Origin of the sequence: Paraburkholderia sp., from assembly GCF_036488795.1 — a bacterium.
Lineage (GTDB): Bacteria > Pseudomonadota > Gammaproteobacteria > Burkholderiales > Burkholderiaceae > Paraburkholderia.
In genome coordinates this window covers 37556-56816 of sequence record NZ_DASXHA010000072.1, presented here as the reverse complement: position 1 = coordinate 56816, position 19261 = coordinate 37556, and the positions used below count along the sequence as shown (strand labels likewise).

The 19261-nt window shown below is 64.7% G+C and carries 18 protein-coding genes and 1 pseudogene; 9 read left to right on the top strand and 10 right to left on the bottom strand.

Annotation, left to right across the window (positions count from 1 at the left end; genetic code table 11):
- The 6 genes and pseudogenes from VGH41_RS09905 to VGH41_RS09880 form a co-directional block, all read left to right on the top strand.
- A pseudogene (locus VGH41_RS09905) lies at positions 1 to 585 on the top strand (acyl-CoA dehydrogenase domain-containing protein); the annotation flags it as partial.
- Between the two features lie 89 nt (positions 586 to 674).
- A complete protein-coding gene (locus VGH41_RS09900) occupies positions 675 to 2084 on the top strand; it encodes a 3-oxoacyl-ACP reductase (protein ID WP_331597221.1) in 1410 nt (469 codons plus the stop codon).
- A 2-nt stretch (positions 2085 to 2086) separates the two neighbouring features.
- Entirely contained in the window at positions 2087 to 2998 is a 912-nt protein-coding gene (locus tag VGH41_RS09895) for a MaoC/PaaZ C-terminal domain-containing protein (RefSeq protein ID WP_331597220.1), read from the top strand.
- Between the two features lie 181 nt (positions 2999 to 3179).
- Positions 3180 to 4481, top strand: coding sequence for an acetyl-CoA C-acetyltransferase (locus VGH41_RS09890; RefSeq protein ID WP_331597219.1), 1302 nt, complete (start codon positions 3180 to 3182; stop codon positions 4479 to 4481).
- Positions 4482 to 4552: 71 nt separating this feature from the next.
- A complete protein-coding gene (locus tag VGH41_RS09885) occupies positions 4553 to 6325 on the top strand; it encodes an AMP-binding protein (RefSeq protein WP_331597218.1) in 1773 nt (590 codons plus the stop codon).
- A 160-nt stretch (positions 6326 to 6485) separates the two neighbouring features.
- On the top strand, positions 6486 to 7490 hold the full coding sequence (locus VGH41_RS09880) for a DUF1571 domain-containing protein (protein WP_331597217.1): 1005 nt from the start codon (positions 6486 to 6488) through the stop codon (positions 7488 to 7490).
- Between the two features lie 43 nt (positions 7491 to 7533).
- Here the strand turns inward: VGH41_RS09880 and VGH41_RS09875 are convergent, their stop codons facing one another.
- The 6 genes from VGH41_RS09875 to VGH41_RS09850 all read right to left on the bottom strand — a co-directional run bounded on the left by VGH41_RS09875 (position 7534) and on the right by VGH41_RS09850 (position 11943).
- Entirely contained in the window at positions 7534 to 7920 is a 387-nt protein-coding gene (locus VGH41_RS09875; RefSeq protein ID WP_331597216.1) for a hypothetical protein, read from the bottom strand.
- 52 nt (positions 7921 to 7972) lie between these two features.
- Positions 7973 to 9550 (bottom strand): FAD-binding oxidoreductase, encoded by a 1578-nt coding sequence (locus VGH41_RS09870; protein ID WP_331597215.1) that lies wholly within the window; start codon positions 9548 to 9550, stop codon positions 7973 to 7975.
- A gap of 122 nt (positions 9551 to 9672) precedes the next feature.
- The gene (locus VGH41_RS09865; RefSeq protein WP_414696630.1) at positions 9673 to 10167 is read right to left on the bottom strand and encodes a hypothetical protein; all 495 of its coding nucleotides are present in this window, start codon (positions 10165 to 10167) and stop codon (positions 9673 to 9675) included.
- Between the two features lie 258 nt (positions 10168 to 10425).
- Positions 10426 to 11241, bottom strand: coding sequence for an anti-sigma factor (locus VGH41_RS09860; protein ID WP_331597214.1), 816 nt, complete (start codon positions 11239 to 11241; stop codon positions 10426 to 10428).
- Positions 11241 to 11771, bottom strand: coding sequence for a sigma-70 family RNA polymerase sigma factor (locus VGH41_RS09855; RefSeq protein WP_331597213.1), 531 nt, complete (start codon positions 11769 to 11771; stop codon positions 11241 to 11243). Before VGH41_RS09855 ends, VGH41_RS09860 begins: the two co-directional genes overlap by 1 nt.
- Positions 11772 to 11793: 22 nt before the next feature.
- Positions 11794 to 11943: a hypothetical protein gene (locus VGH41_RS09850; protein WP_331597212.1), complete on the bottom strand. Its 150-nt coding sequence runs from the start codon at positions 11941 to 11943 to the stop codon at positions 11794 to 11796.
- A gap of 492 nt (positions 11944 to 12435) precedes the next feature.
- Between VGH41_RS09850 and hfq the strand changes: the two genes are divergently transcribed.
- Entirely contained in the window at positions 12436 to 12918 is a 483-nt protein-coding gene (gene hfq, locus VGH41_RS09845) for an RNA chaperone Hfq (protein WP_331597210.1), read from the top strand.
- 109 nt (positions 12919 to 13027) lie between these two features.
- Here hfq and VGH41_RS09840 read toward each other — a convergent pair whose 3' ends face one another.
- Complete coding sequence (locus tag VGH41_RS09840; protein ID WP_331597223.1) at positions 13028 to 13255, bottom strand: hypothetical protein; 228 nt, start codon at positions 13253 to 13255, stop codon at positions 13028 to 13030.
- 221 nt (positions 13256 to 13476) lie between these two features.
- Here VGH41_RS09840 and VGH41_RS09835 point away from each other — a divergent pair, with 221 nt between their 5' ends.
- Positions 13477 to 13644, top strand: coding sequence for a hypothetical protein (locus VGH41_RS09835; protein WP_331597209.1), 168 nt, complete (start codon positions 13477 to 13479; stop codon positions 13642 to 13644).
- A 239-nt stretch (positions 13645 to 13883) separates the two neighbouring features.
- Complete coding sequence (locus VGH41_RS09830; RefSeq protein ID WP_331597208.1) at positions 13884 to 15098, top strand: low temperature requirement protein A; 1215 nt, start codon at positions 13884 to 13886, stop codon at positions 15096 to 15098.
- 164 nt (positions 15099 to 15262) lie between these two features.
- Here the strand turns inward: VGH41_RS09830 and VGH41_RS09825 are convergent, their stop codons facing one another.
- The 3 genes from VGH41_RS09825 to VGH41_RS09815 are packed head-to-tail and all read right to left on the bottom strand — an operon-like array spanning position 15263 to position 19261.
- Positions 15263 to 15985 (bottom strand): DUF2968 domain-containing protein, encoded by a 723-nt coding sequence (locus VGH41_RS09825; protein WP_331597206.1) that lies wholly within the window; start codon positions 15983 to 15985, stop codon positions 15263 to 15265.
- A gap of 47 nt (positions 15986 to 16032) precedes the next feature.
- A complete protein-coding gene (locus VGH41_RS09820) occupies positions 16033 to 17424 on the bottom strand; it encodes a sigma-54 dependent transcriptional regulator (RefSeq protein WP_331597205.1) in 1392 nt (463 codons plus the stop codon).
- A 10-nt stretch (positions 17425 to 17434) separates the two neighbouring features.
- Positions 17435 to 19261 carry a TadG family pilus assembly protein gene (locus VGH41_RS09815; protein ID WP_331597204.1) on the bottom strand — a complete coding sequence of 609 codons (1827 nt, stop codon included), beginning with the start codon at positions 19259 to 19261 and terminating at the stop codon, positions 17435 to 17437.

Below are 19261 nucleotides of genomic sequence, written 5' to 3'. Positions count from 1 at the left end.
AGACGAAGGCCGGCAGGAGACCGATTTGCCGCTGCTTCGGTGGGGCGTCGAAGACTCGCTTTACAAGGCGCAACAGGCCATTGACGGCGTGCTCGCCAACTATCCGAACCGCGTGGCCGCTGCCCTCGTGCGTGGGCTTGCCTTCCCGTTCGGCTTGCCGCATCGCGAGCCGGCCGATCGACTCGGCAGCGAGATTGCCGTGTTGATGCAGACGCCCGGTGCTGCGCGTGAGCGCCTCGTAGCCGATTCCTATGTGCCGCATCCTGAGCCGATCCGCTCGGCTATGGCGAACTGCTGTTTGCACTGAATCCGCGCCTCAACGCAATCGAGGAAAAGCTGCGTGACGCGCTCAGGCAAGGTCTGCTTGCACCGATGCCGCAAAGCCTCGCGCTTCTGCCTGAATGGACCGCCCGCGCGCACGAGCAGGGACTGATCGACGCCGACGAGCGCCAGGTGCTCGACGACTACGCCCGCTACGGCGCCGAGGTGCTCAAGGTCGACGACTTCGCGCCGGACTTCGGCATGCTGGAGGCCCTGCAAAAGCGTAAGGAAGCGTTAGAAAAAGCGCTGCAGCTTGCGGCCTGAGCGTCGCGCCCTGCACACTGACGCAAATCTGCAAAGCACATGCGCGGCACACGCATCAGCAAACCGACTGGCCAGCGGAGCAACGGAACATGAACGACACCTACCTGAACTTCGTGAACTCGCCGTTCGGCGCACGCCTCGCGCGCTCGATCGGCCTGCCGAAGCCGGAGGTCTTACGCCGCTATCGCGCGGATCAGCCCGAATTCGACGGGCTGGTGGCGATCGGCGCGGGGCGCGAGCCGCAGTTGCTCGACGCGCTCGCCGACGTGATCTCCCGCACCGGCTTCACGAGCGTCGCGCATCAGAGCGCGGGACTGTGGATGCCGCTCGCGAACCGTCACGGCCTGATGACGGGGCGCTTCGAACCCGCCGAGGCGGGGCCGCATGGCAGTGTCGCGGCACTCATCTTCGATGCCAGCGGCATTGAGGACAGCAGCCAGCTCGATGCGGCATATGCGTTTTTCCACGACACGCTGCGCTCGCTCGGCAAGAGCGGACGCATCATCGTACTGGGACGACCACCCGAGGCTTGCGCGAATCCGCGTCAGTGGACCGCGCAACGCGCGCTCGAAGGGCTCGTGCGATCACTCGGCAAGGAAGCACGGCGCGGCATCACCGCCAATCTCGTGTATGTCGAAGCAGACGCGCAATCGCACGTCGAAGCCAGTTTGCGCTTTCTGTTGTCGCCGCGCTCGGCCTATGTGTCGGGTCAGGTGGTGCGGGTCGGCGCAGTGCCCGCCATGCAGCCGCCTGCTTTCGACTGGACCCGGCCGCTCGCCGGCCAGCGCGCGGTCGTCACCGGTGCCGCGCGCGGGATCGGTGCGGCGATCGCGGCTGCCCTTGCTGCCGAAGGCGCGCATGTGATCGGCATCGATATGCCCTCCGCCCTTGAAGCGCTCGACGCCTCCATACGGCAACTGTCGGGCACCGCCCTCGCCTTCGATATCGCCGCGCCCGAGGCGCCGGCGCAGATCGCCGCGGCGCTCGACGAACTCGGTGTCGATATCGTCGTGCACAACGCCGGCATCACGAAGGACAAAACCATCGCAAAGATGAGCGAGGCTGCATGGCATAGCGTGATCGATATCAACCTCGCCGCACAGGAACGCATCGACGATGCGCTGCTTGCGGCCGGCACGTTGCGCGACGGCGGCCGCATCGTCTGCGTATCGTCGATCAGCGGCATTGCCGGCAACATGGGCCAGGCCAACTACGCGACATCGAAAGCCGGCGTGCTTGGCCGCGTGCAAAGCATGGCAGCGCATCTGAAGGAGCGGCGTATCACGATCAATGCGGTGGCACCCGGCTTTATCGAAACCCAGATGACTGCGAAGATTCCGCTAGCCATTCGCGAAGCCGGGCGGCGCATGAATTCGCTGAGTCAGGGCGGTCAGCCCGTCGACGTCGCACAGACCGTCGCATGGCTTGCCCATCCCGGGTCGGCCGGCGTCACGGGCCAGGTGGTGCGTGTGTGCGGGCAAAGCCTGATCGGAGCCTGAGCATGCACGAACCGTCCCGCATGGGTCACGCACTGGGCGCGCCACGCGCCAAAACGGTGGTGATCGAACGCCTGCCCGCGCCGGCCAGACTCTATGCACGCGCGCTGTCCGGTCTCATCAAGCGCGGCCGGGAGAGCCGCTTGCCCGCGTTGCGGCTGGTGCGCCCTGCCGCGCCGCTCGAACCCGTCGCGATCGAACGCTATGCGCGGGTCTGCGGTTTCATCCCGGAGCATGGGGTGCCGCTCACGTTTCCGCATCTGCTGGCTTTTCCGCTGCACCTGCTGATGCTGACGGATCCCGCATTCCCGTGGCCCGCCCTCGGTCTCGTGCATCTGGCGAATCACGTGCGGCTGCGCCGGCCGCTCGCGTATGGCGACGTCCTGCGCGTCGAAGTCGAATTCGGCGCCTTGCTGCGCCACGACAAGGGCCAGGCGTTCGTGCTGCATACGCGCTTATATCGTCGCGGCGAAGCAGTCTGGGATGGCGACAGCATCTATCTGAAGCGCAACGTCGCCGCCGCCGGCGACCCGCTGGCCGCACTCGAGGTCGAGCGCGATGCGCTGCGGCGCGTCTCCCGCTGGCAGCTTCCTGCGCAACTGGGGCGCGACTATGCGCACGCATCCGGCGACTACAACCCCATTCATCTGACGACGCTATCCGCGAAAGCCTTCGGGTTTCCCAGGGCGATCGCGCACGGCATGTGGACGCTGGCTCGCGCGGCGGCCGCGCTGCAACCGCCGAAACCGCTCGCCGACGCCACCTTCAGCGCCGAATTCAAGGCGCCGATGCTGGTGCCGGGCGATGCGTGGTTGTGGAGCGCGTCGCCGGCCCCGACCTTGCGCGAACTGGAAGTGCGGGATGCGGCCGGCGAAAAACCGCATTTGCGCGGCCGGTTTCAGTGGACGCCGCAATGATTGGTAATCAACCGAAGCCATCCGTACCGGCTAAAGATGGAATCCATACCGCGGCGCACCCGTTAAGTTCACGCCGTTGTGCGAACCTGTTTGCCCGGGAAGACAGGTACTTCGCGCACGGATCGGCGCGCGGTGGTGCCCCGGTTCAACTGGCGAGGCAACGTCCTCAAAGGAGTCACGCATGTCCAACCCGCTTCCTGCTGTGCGGCGCGTCGCCATCCTCGGCGGCAACCGGATTCCGTTTGCGCGTTCGAATACCGCCTACGCAAACGCGTCGAATCAGGACATGCTGACCTTCACATTGCAAGGCCTGGTCGATCGGTTCAACCTGCACGGCGAGCGGCTCGGCGAAGTGGCGGCCGGCGCGGTCATCAAGCATTCGCGCGATTTCAACCTGACGCGCGAATCGGTCCTGTCCACCACGCTGGCGCGGCAAACACCCGGCTACGACGTCCAGCAGGCTTGCGGCACCGGGCTGGAGGCGGCCATTCTGGTGGCCGGCAAGATCGCCCTTGGACAGATCGAAGCAGGCATTGCCGGTGGCGTCGACTCGACCTCGGATGCGCCGATCGGCGTCAACGAACGGATGCGCAAGATCCTGCTCGAAGCGAACCGCGGCAAGACGACCGGCCAGCGCGTCGGCGCGCTCGCGAAGCTGCGCCCCGACATGTTTTTCAAGCCGCTGTTGCCGCGCAATGGCGAGCCGCGCACCGGTCTGTCGATGGGCGAGCACTGCGAACTGATGGCCAAGCGCTGGGCCATCTCGCGCGAGGCCCAGGACGTGCTCGCCTACGAAAGCCATCGCAAGCTGGCCGACGCTTATACGCGCGGCTTCCTCAACGATCTGATGACGCCGTACCGGGGCCTTGCGCGCGACAACAACCTGCGCGCCGATCTGACGCTGGACCAGCTTGCGGGTCTGAAGCCCGTGTTCGATCGCGACGCCGGCACGCTCACGGCCGGCAACTCCACGCCGCTCACCGACGGCGCATCCGCGGTATTGCTCGCAAGCGAGGCCTGGGCCGCTGCGCGCGGGCTGCCGGTGCTCGCGTACCTGAGCTGGTCGGAAACCGCCGCCGTGGACTACTTCGACAAGAAGGAAGGCCTGCTGATGGCGCCTGCGTACGCGGTCCCGCGGATGCTGGCGCGCGCGGGCCTCACGCTGCAAGACTTCGATCTGTACGAAATTCACGAGGCATTCGCGGCCCAGGTGCTCTGCACGCTCACCGCGTGGCAGGATGACGAGTATTGCCGCACGCAGCTCGGTTTGCCCGGACCGCTGGGCGTGATCGATCGTGCGAAACTGAACGTCAACGGCAGCTCGCTTGCGACGGGACATCCGTTTGCGGCCACCGGCGCCAGGCTCGTCGCGGGACTTGCCAAGATGCTCGCGCAACTCGACAAACCGGCCGGCACGGCACGCGGCCTGATTTCGATCTGCGCGGCGGGCGGCCAGGGCGTGGTGGCGATTCTCGAACGTTAAGGCGCATGCTGTCAGGCGCGAACCCGAATAGATAACAATGACGCGGAGCGTTCCGCTTCAGGAGACATACGATGAACCAGCCCACCCAATCGCCGCCCATGCGACCGTCCGGCACCGAAGCCGCGCCACTGCGCGCGCCGGACACCGACGGCATCTGGTACGCGTCGTACCCGCCGGACGTGCCGCACGAAGTCGACGTGACGCAATACGAGTCCCTCGTGCAGTTCTTCGACGAGTGCACCGCGAAGTTCCGCGAGCGGGTCGCGTACGTGAGCGTCGGCGCCGAGCTCACCTATGGCGAACTGGCACGCAAGGCGACGGCCTTTGCGGCGTATCTGCAAAGCATCGGCGTAAAGCCCGGCGAACGTGTCGCGATCATGTTGCCGAACACCTTTCAGTATCCGGTCTCGCTGTTCGGCGTGCTGAAGACGGGGGCAGTCGTCGTGAACGTCAATCCGCTCTACACGGTGCGCGAACTCGCGCATCAATTGAAGGACAGCGGCGCGCAAACCATCATCGTGTTCGAAAACTTTGCAAGGACGCTCGAAGAAGCGTTGCCGGGCACCCAGCTGAAAAACGTGATCGTGACGGGCCTCGGCGACCTGCTCGCCGACGGTCTCAATCTGAAAGGGCGGATGCTGAACTTCGTGCTGCGGCACGTGAAAAAGATGGTGCCGAAGTATCGCCTGCCGCACGCCGTGCGTCTGCTCGATGCCCTCGCGCGCGGCTATCGCCTGCCGCTGATGCCGGTGCGCCCCACCCGCTCCGATCTGGCGTTTCTCCAATACACCGGCGGCACCACGGGCGTCGCGAAAGGCGCCATGCTCACGCACCAGAACATCATCGCCAACCTGCTGCAGGCGAAAGTGTGGTCCGAAGGCCAGTTGGGCGGCGAGGTCGAAACCGTACTCACGCCGTTGCCGCTCTATCACATCTATTCGCTGACTGTGAATGCGCTGATCTTCATGGGACTCGGTGGGCGCAACATCCTGATCGCCAATCCGCGCGACATGAAGCGCGTGATGATGATCATCCGTCATGAAAAGTTTACCGGCATTACCGCGGTGAACACGCTCTACAACGCGTTCCTCGAAAACGAGGAATTCCGCCAACGCGATTTTTCCGACCTGAAACTGGCGATGGCCGGCGGCATGGCGACGCAAAAGGCGGTCGCCGAGCGCTTCAAGGCGGTCACAGGTCAGCCGATCATCGAAGGCTATGGCCTTACCGAGTGTTCGCCGATCGTCTCGATGAATCCGGTGGACCTGAAAAACATGCGCGATTTCGAAGGCTCGATCGGCCTGCCCGCGCCGTCGACGCAAGTGCGCTTCAGGAAAGAAGACGGCAGCTGGGCCAATATCGGCGAGGCGGGCGAGCTGTGCGTGAAGGGTCCGCAGGTCATGAAAGGCTACTGGAACCGCCCGGACGAAACCGCCAAAGTCTTCGACGACGCCGGCTGGCTCGCGACCGGCGACATTGGCGTGATGGACTCGCGCGGCTTCATGCGGCTCATCGACCGCAAGAAGGACATGATCCTGGTGTCGGGTTTCAACGTCTATCCGAACGAGATCGAAGACGTGATCGCCATGCACCCCGATGTGCGCGAGGTGGCGGCCATCGGCGTGCCGGACGCGGTCCACGGCGAGCGCGTCAAGGTCTTCATCGTCGCGCGCAATCCGTCGCTCACCGCGGAGCAGGTGATCGAATACTGCCGTAAGCATCTAACCGGCTATAAGGTACCCAAAATGGTCGAATTTCGTAGCGAACTGCCGCAGACCAATGTCGGCAAAATCCTGCGCAGAGCACTGCGTGATGAGGAACTCGCGAAACAAACCCGGGCCTGACGGGAATGCCTGTTGCATGGCCGGCGCGCCTTGCGTCATCATCGCGATAGTCTCGCGCGTAGACATCACCGTAGTCATCATCCTGGTCAACCCATTGCGCACCACCTTTGTGCTCAGAACCGCTACCGATGCCGAATCAGCCGACTCTGGAGAGAAGTCCATGAAGCACCGTATGCATTCGGGCACGCGCCCGGCGCCGCTCGCCACGGGCGTCGCTCGTCTGAGGCCCTGGCTCACGGGGACGGTGCTCGCCAGTGCATTGACCGCGGTGTCCGGAGTGTTCGCGATGGTCACCGAGGCAGTGGCGCAAACCGGGGACGCGGCGGCCGCCGCGCTCGGCGCCAGCGCCGTGGTGCAGTCGCAAGCAACGTCAACTGCAGCAATGGCTTCGCCTTCACAGGTCGGCAAGCTGACGCTCGATCAGCAGGTGCGCTGGCTGCGGCAAGCGCAGCAAAGCGGCGCACTCGAGAAGCTCGACGACTCGCAGTTGAGCGCGCTCTTTCAGTCTCTCGATCCGCTGACCGTGCCGCGCCTGATCAAGGAAGGACCGAACGGCTACCCGTCGTACGAGTTCACGATGTGGCGCTGGGAACGCATCAGAGGCGCATGGCCGGACAAGGCGGATCACATGCTGGGCAAGATTTCGCACGACCCCCTGCGGATCTACGCGAAATGGCTGCCGGACGGCGCCCATGCGGGTCAGGAAATCATTTACGACGAATCCAAGCGGCCTGACGAAATGTACGGCCACCTGGGCGGTCTGCTCGGCATGGTGCCCATCTGGACTTCCACGACGGGCGCGCTGGCGCATGCGCAATCGAACCATCAGGTGCGCGATCTCGGCATCGAGTACATTTCGACCCAGTATCTGGCCGAAGCCAAAAAATATGTCGAGGCCGGTGTGCCGCGCTCGCTGCGGATTGCCGTGGAAACCATCAGCGGCGTGCGGGTCGTGACCTTTACGTACGAGACGGCGATCGGCCAGCCGCAGTTCTACGCAAAGAAGGAAACGCTCGGGCTGGATCTACGGCATCCGTATTTCCGTACCGTCGAGTCCTACGACAACGACGGCAAGATCTTCGAGAAGATCATTTTCGAAAGCATCACGCCCAAGACCTTTGACGACGTGGCGTTCGATCCCAAGAATCCGGATTACAAGTTCTGACTGGTCGAGAGGTACGCGAGGCAGCCGCGTTGCAAGCCCCGCGCTACCTCGCAGGACCTATCAGAAACGCGACCGGCGCGCTCAGCCCCGTACCCTGCTCGTGTTTATGCCGCAGCATGCGGCCCGAGTTCAGCGCGAGCTGTTCGAGCACGAAGTAGTCGGAGGCGCGTGTGACGCCCAGCAACAGGCCCGGCGTTGCCGCAAGACGCGGCGCGAGCGTTGCGTACCAAAGCACCCCCACGTCGTCACCTATGTCGAACACCGGCATCTCCAGACGCTTCACGTAGTCGACAAACGCGCGTCCTCGCGCGAGCCCCGTATCCACTACGGCGATCGTGTCGCGTGAGCGCACGGCCCGCGCCATCCACGGCAGGCTCAACCCTGCTGCCGAAAGCCAGGCACCGGTGGTCATGAACGTGCGTCGATCCATAGTGGGTTCGCTCAATGCTCCAGTCAATCGCGCGCACTACGCGTACTGCGCGCTACGTATAGCCACGCCGGTCGCGCCATGCCGCGGGCCACACGCCCTGTTTGCCGGGCGAGAGAATGCCGGCCGGATCGAGCGCGTCCTTGATCGTCTCCGACAGCCGTAGCAAGGCGCCATCATTGAAGCTGTACTGGGCCGCGGCAAAATCCATGTACGCGAGATGCGTACGGTATTCGCCATAGCCGGCCGCACGCGCATCGCTCATCAGCACGCGCAGCAGATCGCCGGCCATGTCCGCCTGATGCGGCTCGTCACGATCGAAAATCGCCGCGAAAATATGATTCAGATGGCGCTGGCCCGCTGTAAAGCCGCCGTAGTAATCGAAGCCGTATTCCGCTGCGCGCGCCTTCACCATCATGTACTGGCGCATCGCGTCGCGTCCGGTCGCCGGACACACCGGCGAGAAGTCGACGTGCGCGCCGGCGCCGCCGCGCCAGTCGAGCATGCGGAACGCGGTCATCGCGGGAATGCCCGCAAGGTTGCGATCGCCGCCGCCGGTCGGCTGTGCATCGCCGTTATACAGAGCCGCCGTGAGTTTCGCCTGCGGCACACTCGCGAAAGCGTGCCGCACGATCGCGTATTGCGCGTCGATCAGTTCCGGCGTGCCATACAACGCAAAGTGCAGGTTCCAGCGGCCGACCTGCAATTTATCCAGCATGGCCGTGATCGCCTGCTCCGGCATCGGCCCGCTGCCCTGGTACCATTGGGCACGCGGCGTGAGACCGGCGGCCCGGCGCAGTCCGCCTTCGATCACCGCGTTGTTGCGGATGATTTCATTCAGGCGCAGCGGCCGCAGGATCTCCACGATCGTTTCGAGATCCTCTTCATGTTGAAACTGGATTTCGCCCAGCAGATAAGCAGGCGGTGCCGGCATCAACCAGATACCCATCTTCGTGACGACGCCGTAGTTAGACTGCATGAACATGGCATCGAACGAGGGGCCATAGCCTGCCTGAAAGGTCTGCCACGAGGTGCCGATGTCGACCCCGCCCATGCCGGTTCGCACCACGTCGCCATTCGCCAGCACGACTTCCATGCCGCACGCGTGGGCCGCGTGATCGCCGTATGGCGTGTAGCCAAAGCCGCGCTCCAGGGTGTTGCCGACCACACTGCCCCAGCCTGCCGCGGGCGGGTCGACCCACAGCTTGTGGCCGTTGTTGCGCAGATGCGCGTACAGATCGAAATAGCTGACGCCCGGTTCGACGAGCGCATAGGCAAGCGTGTCGCTCACTTCGAGGATGCGGTTCATGCGCTGCAAGTCGAGCACCACCGATCCGCCCAGACGCGGCGCCGCCCCGCCATAAGCGAAGTTGCGGCCGGTGGACACGGTCCATAGCGGAATGCGAAATTGATTAGCAATCCGCAGGACTGCCCGCACTTCGTCGACGCTGGCCGGCCGCAACGCGGCGGACGCCGCGAAGGCGGCGGCCTGCCCCGGCGCGAACGGATCGCGGTAGCCATTCAGGTCCGCCGCCGTCGACATGACATTGGGCGCGCCGATTTCGGCGCTCCAGGCAGCGAGTACGCGTTCGAACTGCGCTTCGGCAACATTCGGCGGCAAGATGCGTGTCAAGTGGTCTCCTTCGGTCAGCTTGCAAGATACGGTTCGTCACGCGATAGCGGGTGCACCGGCCGTGCGCCATGTCACGCCGCGCCGCCAGCGGCCAGGGCGCAGGCACCCGATCCCGCCGCAGTCTAACGGCGCCCGCCTCCGCCGTGCATCATGCCAAAGCCGCCATGCATGCCGCCCGTGACGGCGTTCGTTTGCCAGGTGCCGCCGTGTCCCCACCCGCCATACGGACCATGGCCGAAATGGACATGACCCATATGAAAGTGATGATGGAAGCGGTCGATGAAAACAAACGACCCGCCCACCACCGTGACAAAGCCGCCCCAGTACCATGGATCGTAGTACGGATACACAAACGCGGGATACAGCGACACCGCGTTGTCGTCGCTCTGCATGATCTGCCATGTACCGTCCGGCTGCTGACAGGCCAGCCCGCCGATCTGCTGCATGGTGCCGTCAATCTCGGCCTGACCGACGATGTTCCGGCACGGCGGTGCGGCCGCGCTCGCCTCGTCCTGCATGGATTGCGCCTGCGCCGGCGCCATCCATGTCACGCCCACCACCGCGCACATGGACAGCCCCAGCGACAGCGTCGCACCGCGTTGCTTGATATTACGCATGATGTCGCCTTGCTTCGACGATCCGGCGTTGCGACCCGCACTGGCGGGACGGCACCGTAAAGACCCCGTCGCTTTGCCTCGCGTTCGTGCTCTGCAGGCCCCGTGGGACGCGGCAGAATCAACGAATTGCAGGGAGTAAACGATGCGCGCAAGAGGGCTATTCCGGGTTCGCCGGGGCGGCGCGGCGCGTCTGTATTACGCCATGTTTCGACGCGCGCAGGTGGACATCAATGTGAGCAATCGAGCGGCCTGGCTGGCTTACTGCCACGACTCGGGCTTGCCGCCGAGATCGCTGCAGACGTCGATCGCGATCTCGCGCAGCTTGCCCTCCGAGATCGGTCCCGAGAGGGCGTAGCCCATGTGGTCGCTGACCCAATAGAAGGTGCGGCGATTGCCGTCGCGAAGCAGGCGGAACGCCGTCTCGTCGCGCGCGATGCCGGTCACGTAAAGCGTGAGCCGCGCGCCCGTGGTGTTCTCATACATGAACTGGGCCGCCGGTCCGGCTTCGCCTGGAAGCAGGCGCCCGCCGACCAGCGAATAGCCATATTCCTGCAGCGAAGGCACCGAAAGCGGCCGGTTCAGCCGCTTCGACAACCAGTTGATCAGATGTTCTTCCTCGGTGGCCGCCACTTCGACCGGATGCCGCCGTTCGGGCGTATAGACCGCGTAGGCGATATCGGCGCGCCGCGCGAAGCTGATGGTGTCGCTGCCGTTCCAGCCGCCGAAGCCTCCCCAGCCGCCTGGCAGGCGCGACGCGAGCGGCCCCAGCGCCAGCGTCAAGCCGGCGCCGACCCCGAGCCAGCACGCGGCGAGACCGGCGCGGCGCCACCACGGCGACGGCGTACGCACGACCATGAAGACCGGCTCGTTGCGTTCGGGCGCGCCGCACAACGCCTGCAGCGCCGCCTTCTGCCGGCGCCAGTCAGCAACCTGCGCCGCTGCCCGCGCATCCAGCTCGAGATAAGCCAGCACGGCCGCCCGCTCTCGCTCCGGCAACGCATCGTCGACGAACGCGGAGAGCGTGCGCGGATCGGGCGGATTCGGGAAAGCGGGATCGGGGTCGTCGTGGCTCATCACGGATTTCTCACTACTTTCAGCGGCGCTGGCTTACGCGTCGAGCCCTCGGCTGGATCGTCCGTCAGCAATACACGCATATGCTCGCGGGCGCGCGACAGACGCGACATGACGGTACCGATCGGCACGCTGAGTGCGATCGACGCTTCCTGATAGGACAACTCCTCAACACAAACCAGCAATAGCACCTCGCGCTGTTCAACGGGCAGACGGTACAACGCGCGCTGCAAATCGCGCAGCACCAGTCCGTCCACTTCACCGTGCGGCGCTTCCAGATTGCGCCACGGCGCGCTTTCGTCGTCGACGGCAATTTCACGGCGCACGCGCAACTGGTCAATATACAGATGACGCAGGATTGTCAAAAGCCATGCCCGCAAATTGCTGTTCGGGCGGAACCCCGCCCAGCGCGCAAGCGCCCGCTCCGCCGTATCCTGAACCAGATCGTCGGCCCATGCGTAGTCCCCCGTCAGCGCGCGCGCATAGCGGCGCAACTGCGGGAGCCACGAAATCACTTCCGCTTCGAAGTTCACACGTCAAACGCCGCCCGAGCGTTCAATAACCGCCGCTGCTGCCGCCCGAGGATCCGTTACTGCTGCTGGATGAACCGGAATCGCCCGGCGAAGTGCAAGCCGTCGTCGCGAGTGAAGCGAATGCCAGCGCCATCAGTACGCAGGCGGCGGAGAGGATGCGGGATGTCTTCATATGCGGGCTCCTGATCTGACGTCCGGCTCGGCCGGGACGTCGTGTCGTCGGCGATCTCTCGCCAGGGTGTCGCGCGGTGTCGCGCTGTGTCGTATCGCCGCGCAGGTACACGCAGCAAGCCGTTGCCGGGCGGCATGCGAGGGTGTCTCAAGCTGCGCCTCAGACTGGACCGTCGAGACCCGGGCGGATGATTTGCCAGGCATCTGCCAGATTGTCCACATGAGGCGTCACACCACATTGTGCGCGCTGCCTTGATGTACTAACGGGTCGAGAGGTCGTTTTATTCCGCGCTCTTTTAACGGAATTTGTGCGTGAACCCAGCCGTCTCCCGCCAGATCCCTTGCCAGATTGGTAACTCAACGTTACATGTGAGAGTTATCAGATGCTTCTATGCGCGCAAGCCGCTATAGTGGAACAGATCGCCCACCCGCCCGCTTTTGCTGAAAAGGGTAGAATCGCGGCGAACAACTGTCCTTCTTACCTGAATTGTCCATGGCATCCGCAGAATCGCATCCGCAAAACGACTTCATGAACGCAGCGCGCAAAGAACGAAAGCGCGTGGAGATCTATCTCGTCAACGGCATTCGCCTGACCGGATGCATCGAGTCGTTCGATCAGTACCTGGTGATGCTGCGCACGCCGGTCGGCCTGCAAGGCATCTACAAGCGCGCCATCTCGACGATCCAGCTCGACACCGGCACCCGCCCCGCGCCGCGCGCAGGCCGGCCGTCACACGGCGAACACACTACGCGTGGCCCGCATGGCTCGCGCGAACCGCGTGAGCATCGCGAACCGCGTGAACCGCGTGAGTCGTATGGTTCGCAGGGCTCACAGCCGCCGGGCGAGCGTACGCCGTCAGACCGCGCGCCGTCGGATGGTCCGGTGGTCGTGACGCGGCGCCGGCGTCTGTTCGGCACCGGCAGCGGCAATGGCGAAGGCAACAATAGTGGCGGTAACGGCGGCGGTCACGAGTAAGACGCGCCGGGCCACGTTGCCGAGACAGACATCAACCCCGTATAAGCGGCAATGAGCCGTACCGCAGTGGCCACAACCACATCTACCGGGACCTCGCGCAGGTCCCGGTCTACTCCACCGGCTGGCTCAGCCGCTGCAACATCTGCTCGATCCGCACACCCTGCTGGTGCGTCAGTTCGAACCCGCCTTTGACCGCCAGCACGCGGCGCCGCCAGTAGCCGGCGTTCAACATGCTGACCACCGGTTGCCGCGTCGCCCACTCCAGATGGTCCAGTTCCGTTTCCACGACGTGTAGCGCGTTAAAACGCTGCGCCGGCCGCGCTCCCTTCGATTCCATCATCTGCTCACCCCGTTTCTGTTCCGCCCGAAGGTGCCGGGCGCAGGTCGCCTTGCGCGACATTCAGAAGACGAATCTCGCCACCCCAATTTCAAGGCGCCGTGTGGCGCGGCGTGGCACCGTGTGGCGCGCTTCGGACCGCACCCTGTCATCCGGCCAGGTCGTCGTCTGAGGCAGGATTGCGCTATCCTGAACTTTCGACACTCTATGCGGAGGACCTCATGACCAAGCCGAAGCACGACGCGCCCGATCCCGCTAAAACGGCCGAAGACCGGCTCGACGAGGCACTCGATGAAACTTTCCCCGCCAGCGACCCGATCGCCATCGACCCGGGCGAGGACCGGCCCGATCCGCCGCACGCGCCTGAGAAAGACAAGAAGCGCCACTAGGCAGCCGGCCTGACCGTCAGGACGAATTGCCTTCGCGTCAGGTCAGGCAAGGCGAACTCGGGCGACCTGCGCCTGCCTTGTTGACTACATCGTTCGGACAGGCCGTCCATGTCACTCGAGGCGAGCCGGGACCACTCAGGCGCCCTCACGTTGCATCTCATACGTGCTTCTCGCGGCCTTGCGCGCCGTCGCACGTTGAGCCGATCACTCTGCCCGCTCCCGCCAGAAGGAACGACAGCATGCCGAACCAGAACGGCCGTCCGCCGGGCGCCCCACGCGCGCGCTTTCTGCGCGAACGCGACGGACGCGAAGCCCGCGTCACCTACGTCGAGCTGTTCTTCGACCTGATCTACGCGTTCGCCGTCACGCAGCTCTCACACCGGCTGGTGCACGACCTGAGCGCGTTCGGCGCGCTGGAAACGCTGGTGTTGTGGTTCGCGGTGTGGCTCGGCTGGCAATACACCTGCTGGGTCACCAACTGGTTCGATCCCGATCGCATCCCGATACGCCTGCTGCTGTTCGCGGTGATGCTCACCGGTATGGTGATGGCAGCCAGCCTGCCGCTTGCCTATGGCGAGCGCGGCCTTGTCTTTGCGATCAGCTATGTGACGATCCAGGTGGGCCGTAGCCTCGCCGTGCTGGGTTTTCTGGGCCGCGACCATGCGCTCACCGCCAACTTCCGGCGCATCTGCGGATGGCTGATGATTTCGGGCCTGGCGTGGCTCGCCGGTGGCCTGCTGGACGGCATGCCGCGTTTCGCGTGCTGGAGCGTCGCGGTACTGTGCGAGTACGTCTCGCCGATGTTCGGCTTTCCGCTGCCGCTGCTCGGCCGCTCGAGTGCCGCCGACTGGCGCACCACCGAGGGCGGCCATATCGCCGAGCGATGCCAGGGGTTCGTGATTCTGGCACTCGGCGAATCGGTGCTCGTGACCGGCGGCACGCTGTCCGAGCTCGGCGCCTGGAGTGCGCCGGCGATCATTGCATTTCTGGTGTGCTTCGCGGGTAGTGTCGCCATGTGGTGGGTCTACTTCGACACCAGCAGCAGCGCCGGCAGCCACACGATTGCCCGCACGGACGAACCGGGTCGGATGGCGGCCTATTTCCACTACGTCCACGTGATCCTGATTGCCGGCATCATTGTCTCGGCGGCAGCCGACGACCTCGTCATCCTGCATCCGCCCGAGCGCGTCGGCTGGGCGACCGCGTGGCTGCTGCTCGGCGGCCCGGCCATTTATGTGGTGGGCAACGCCCTGTACAAACGCGTCGTGTACGGCCGGTTTCCGCTATCGCATTGGGTCGGGCTGGCGCTGCTCGCGCTCGTGGCGCCGTTCGCGTTCCGCACAGATCTGCTGATGACGGGCGGTCTCACGACCGCCGTGATGATCATCGTCGCTGCCTGGGAAAGTATCTCGCGCCGCAGGTCGGCACAAGCGCAGCCGGTCAGCAGCGACTAGCGTGCATTCACCTCACGCCGTCGCCAAAAGACACGCGCGAACCACAACCGCCGGAACGCCGCCGGGTCATCGGTCACGCCGGAAAGCAACAAAACCCCGTGCGGCGAACCGGACGAGGCCCTGGATTACCGGAACCGGGCGAACCCGGTACGCGCCTTGACGAATCAGTGCGTGTTGGGCAAGCCGCTATCCAGCTGACGCTGCAGGTCCTGAACCTGACGCTGCGCCGCGCGCAACTGGTTCTGCGCGGCCAGCTTCTGCTGCGCGAGGGCCGTGGCTTCGGCACGCGTCGTCTGCTGCTGGCTGTCGACAATCGCCTGTTGCTTGTGCGCTACGTCGAGGTCGGCCTGCAGACGGTTGGCGCGATCCTGCGACAGCGCGATCATCTGGTCCGTGAACGCCTTTTGCGCCTCGAGGCGGGTGCGGCGAATCTCGACGTCGGACAGCTGCATGGTCTGGCGCACGAAGTCCTTGTAGATCAGCTCGGCGCGCGTATCGTCGCTGGTCTTGATCACACGCCAGAAGGTCTTCTGCTGGAACAGCGCGACGTAATACGTCATGTCCTTCGCATGGAACAGCAGGCTGGCACCGTAGCTACCGTTGTAGGTGGTGCGCAGCTCGGTCAGATCCGAGCCGCGGATCATCTGCTGCAGTTCCGCGACATTGCCTGCCGCCGATTGTTTGGCCTCGTCCGGTGTCAGGGCGGTGGTCTGGTCCGCCTGGCCCGGGGTCGTCGTGGTGGGCAAAGCGCTCGTCGTGCCTGGCTGGGAAACGACTGCCGCGCTTGCCCCGCTATCCGGCAGAGTCTGCGCATAAACGCTCTGCACGGTCCCCAGCGCAATCAGGGCGCTCAGGGCAATCTGTCGAAGTTTCGACTTGTGGTCCATGTAATTCCTGCTTAAACAGTTTTTGTTTTAGTACATCTGTCTCATTATTACTCACTTTCGCGTGTTTCGGGCTCTTCGTCGAAAATTTGATACTTGCGCATCTTCTCCCATAACACCTTCCGGCTGATGCCGAGCGTACCAGCAGTATCCTGCCTACGCCAACCGTTTGCGTCCAGTGCGGCGAGCACGCGATTGCGCTCCGCCATGTCCCATTTGCTGCGGTCGACCAGCACCTCGGCGGCGCTCTCGGGCGGCACCGGCTGGCTGCTGCGCGCCTGGGCGAGCAGGCGCTGCAAGCGTGCCGCATCCCACGAGCCGACCTGGCGCACCGTCACGCCGATCCGCTCGGCCAGATTACGCAGCTCGCGCACGTTACCGGGGAAGTAGGTGTCGGCGACGGCGTCGGCCAGCCAGTAAGGCAGATCGGGCAGCGCGGCGAGTTTTTCGGGACCGACGACGGACGCGATGAAGGACTTGAAGATGGCAATCTTGTCGACCGCCCCGCGCTCTTCGAGCGAAGGGATTTTCAGTTCGATCACCGCAAGCCGGTAGTAAAGGTCGGCGCGGAAGGCGCCGTCCTTGACGAGTTGCGGCAGGTGCCGGTGGCTCGCCGCGACGAGGCGAAAATCGAGCTTGACCGGCGTGGCCGAGCCGATCCGCGTGACCGCGCTGTCCTCCAGCACGCGCAGCAGTTTCACCTGCTGGTAGAGCGGCAGGTCGCCGATCTCATCTAGAAACAGCGTGCCGCCGTCGGCCTGCTCGAAATAGCCTTTGTGGGCCACCACCGCGCCGGTGAACGAGCCTTTCGAATGGCCGAAGAACAGCGACTCGAACAGGCCGTCGGGAATCGCACCGCAGTTGACCGCGACGAACGGCCCCTGCCCGTAGCGCCGATGCTTTTCGTGCAGCAGTTGCGCGATGCGTTCCTTGCCCACGCCGGTCTCGCCATGCACCAGCACGCTGGTGTCGCAGTCGGCGAAGGTGTCGACTTCGTGCAAGAGCGCCTGCATGCATTCGGAATTGGCGACGAGCGCGCTCGACTCGAGGGTCTGCGCGCTGTGTGCGCGCAGTTGCAGCACCAGCTTCGTGACCATGCCACGCAGTTCGGCGCAGGTGAAATCGAGCGGCAGGACGTGCGAATACTCGGACGGGTACATCGCCGGATCGTGATCGCGCGGCGCCGCGCCGACCCACACGACCGGCATGCCGTGCGCGGCCTGCCAGTCACGCAGGATCAGCGCGCCGCTGTCGATCACCGAGACGCTGATGATGGCAAGCGACGGACGCTGCGCGGTGCGCTCGGGTGAAATCGCGATGTCGTCCGCGCGGATCACCTCGACGTCGAAGCTCGCCATGCATCGCGCGACCCGGTCGACGATGTCGGCCTTGCCTTCCCAGACGTAGATATCGAGTTCGTCGATTTTGGCGGTGGTTCTCATTGGCGGAAAATCAGTAGACCAGTTGCGCCTGACCACAGGCGAGTCCGAGGTCGTGGACCGTGCTGACACCGATCTGGACACCCAGGAGTTGCAATACAGGAACCAGCAGTCCGTCGAGCGAGGACAGGATGGGCGACAGCAGGCTGACGAGCGCGCCCAGCAACGGGCCGACCAGCGCCGTGACATTCACGCCGAGGGCCGTCGCCTGCAGCGCACTGGACGCGCTGGACGAGGACGTGCCGGACATCGCCGCGGCCACCTGCGTCAGCAGGCCCGCACTCGCCGAGCCGAGAGCGTTGGTGTTGGTGGACTGGTAGTCGTCGCTGTCGCCCATGACGCCGTTGAAAACGAGCGGTGTCGAAGCGCCCGCAAGGTTCAGGTTAAGGCCCGAAACGGACACGTTGATGGCGCTATAGCCCAAGGCGGTCACTTGCGTCAGTTGTGCCGGCAGCGAGCAGGTCGTGGGCACCGTCGTGTTCCCGAAGTTAGCCAAGGCGTCAGCGCCTACGCAGATGTTGGCCACGCTGGATTTCGCAACAATCGTGCTCTGGCTCGTGGTCTTTTGCGTCGTGCACTGGGTGCTCTGCAAATTGGCATCGCCTCCAGCAGCCTCGATGTAAATCGGCAAATTCAATGCACTGATACTGACCAGCGACGGCAGCCCCAGATAGGGCACCTTCACGCTAGCGTTGAGCAGACTCACGTTCAGATAAATCTGCACCGACGCAGCATGGGCTTTAGTCTTGCCTGTCCCATCGGCGTTCAGCACGGCTTCGCCCACGGCAATCACCGGCGGTTGAATGATCTTCGCCTGCGCGGTCACACTCGCCAGGGCGCCCAGATTGAGCGCCGTCCCCAGATTGATCGCCGACTGACCGTTGGCAATCTCTGCCGCCGTCAGCAGCACGTCCAGCACATTGACGGTGGCCGTCGCCGCCGCTTGCGGATCGCCCAGCGCGAGCGCCAGTACACCCGGGTTGCCCGCCGTATTGCCGATCGCGATCTTCTGGCCACCGGGAATGCTCGCGGCAATCGTCCCGAGATCCGTCGCGACGGACGCCGCCGCGGTCGTGCTCTGCGCCACGGCCGTCACCATCGCCGAGGCAAGCTGGGCCACCGTCACCTGCGTGTTGAGCAACTGGGTCATCGAACCCGCGCCCAGGGCAACCGCCAGATCCTGCAACTTGATCTGCGCCGTGGCGAGACCCTGATACGAGCCGACACTCAGGTTCAGATTGGTGCCGAGCAAGCCGTTCAAAAGACCGTTCAACATGCCGCCGGACAGGCTCGCTACCGCGGTCGAAAGCGAGAACGAGCGAATATCGGTCGCCTGGGCGGTCGCCGTGGCTTGCAACGGGCGCGACGCGCCCACGAAAAAATAAGGCACCTGTTCACTGACCGTCACCTGGACCGCGTTGAGCGGCGCGCCGGTTTGAGTGAAATAGGATTGACCGGGATTGGCAGTCGGGTCCCAGCGCCCGCACTGCACGGCGACATTCGGACTCGAGCCGGACGGGAAACCGTTGCCGTTCAGCGCATTCTGTTGTGCCGACGTCGTGGCCGCCGCACAGCCGCCCGCGCTGCCGATAGTCTGCGCGCCCGCGACAGCCGCCATGTCGGCGGTGCGCTGCAGCGCGCGGTGCGCAAAATAGAAGTTGCCGATATCGATCGCCCCCAGCGCCGCAACCGCGATGCCCAGACATAGCGCCGCCAGCACCACGGCTGAACCGCGCTGCGCGCCGCGTGCCCGCCATCCTGCAGGGCGTCGGCACACCCGGCGCGAGTGCCGCGAGAGCGGTCTACCGGCATGACGGCGGGAACGTTCGGATTCCGACAT

What these genes read in the sequence shown, in the direction of transcription:
- VGH41_RS09900 (WP_331597221.1), top strand. Translation starts at nt 675, where the DNA reads ATGAACGACACCTACCTGAACTTCGTGAACTCGCCGTTCGGCGCACGC.
- VGH41_RS09895 (WP_331597220.1), top strand. Translation starts at nt 2,087, where the DNA reads ATGCACGAACCGTCCCGCATGGGTCACGCACTGGGCGCGCCACGCGCC.
- VGH41_RS09890 (WP_331597219.1), top strand. Translation starts at nt 3,180, where the DNA reads ATGTCCAACCCGCTTCCTGCTGTGCGGCGCGTCGCCATCCTCGGCGGC.
- VGH41_RS09885 (WP_331597218.1), top strand. Translation starts at nt 4,553, where the DNA reads ATGAACCAGCCCACCCAATCGCCGCCCATGCGACCGTCCGGCACCGAA.
- VGH41_RS09880 (WP_331597217.1), top strand. Translation starts at nt 6,486, where the DNA reads ATGAAGCACCGTATGCATTCGGGCACGCGCCCGGCGCCGCTCGCCACG.
- VGH41_RS09875 (WP_331597216.1), bottom strand. Translation starts at nt 7,920, where the DNA reads ATGGATCGACGCACGTTCATGACCACCGGTGCCTGGCTTTCGGCAGCA.
- VGH41_RS09865 (WP_414696630.1), bottom strand. Translation starts at nt 10,167, where the DNA reads ATGCGTAATATCAAGCAACGCGGTGCGACGCTGTCGCTGGGGCTGTCC.
- VGH41_RS09860 (WP_331597214.1), bottom strand. Translation starts at nt 11,241, where the DNA reads ATGAGCCACGACGACCCCGATCCCGCTTTCCCGAATCCGCCCGATCCG.
- VGH41_RS09850 (WP_331597212.1), bottom strand. Translation starts at nt 11,943, where the DNA reads ATGAAGACATCCCGCATCCTCTCCGCCGCCTGCGTACTGATGGCGCTG.
- hfq (WP_331597210.1), top strand. Translation starts at nt 12,436, where the DNA reads ATGGCATCCGCAGAATCGCATCCGCAAAACGACTTCATGAACGCAGCG.
- VGH41_RS09840 (WP_331597223.1), bottom strand. Translation starts at nt 13,255, where the DNA reads ATGGAATCGAAGGGAGCGCGGCCGGCGCAGCGTTTTAACGCGCTACAC.
- VGH41_RS09835 (WP_331597209.1), top strand. Translation starts at nt 13,477, where the DNA reads ATGACCAAGCCGAAGCACGACGCGCCCGATCCCGCTAAAACGGCCGAA.
- VGH41_RS09830 (WP_331597208.1), top strand. Translation starts at nt 13,884, where the DNA reads ATGCCGAACCAGAACGGCCGTCCGCCGGGCGCCCCACGCGCGCGCTTT.
- VGH41_RS09825 (WP_331597206.1), bottom strand. Translation starts at nt 15,985, where the DNA reads ATGGACCACAAGTCGAAACTTCGACAGATTGCCCTGAGCGCCCTGATT.
- VGH41_RS09820 (WP_331597205.1), bottom strand. Translation starts at nt 17,424, where the DNA reads ATGAGAACCACCGCCAAAATCGACGAACTCGATATCTACGTCTGGGAA.
- VGH41_RS09815 (WP_331597204.1), bottom strand. Translation starts at nt 19,261, where the DNA reads ATGTCGGAATCCGAACGTTCCCGCCGTCATGCCGGTAGACCGCTCTCG.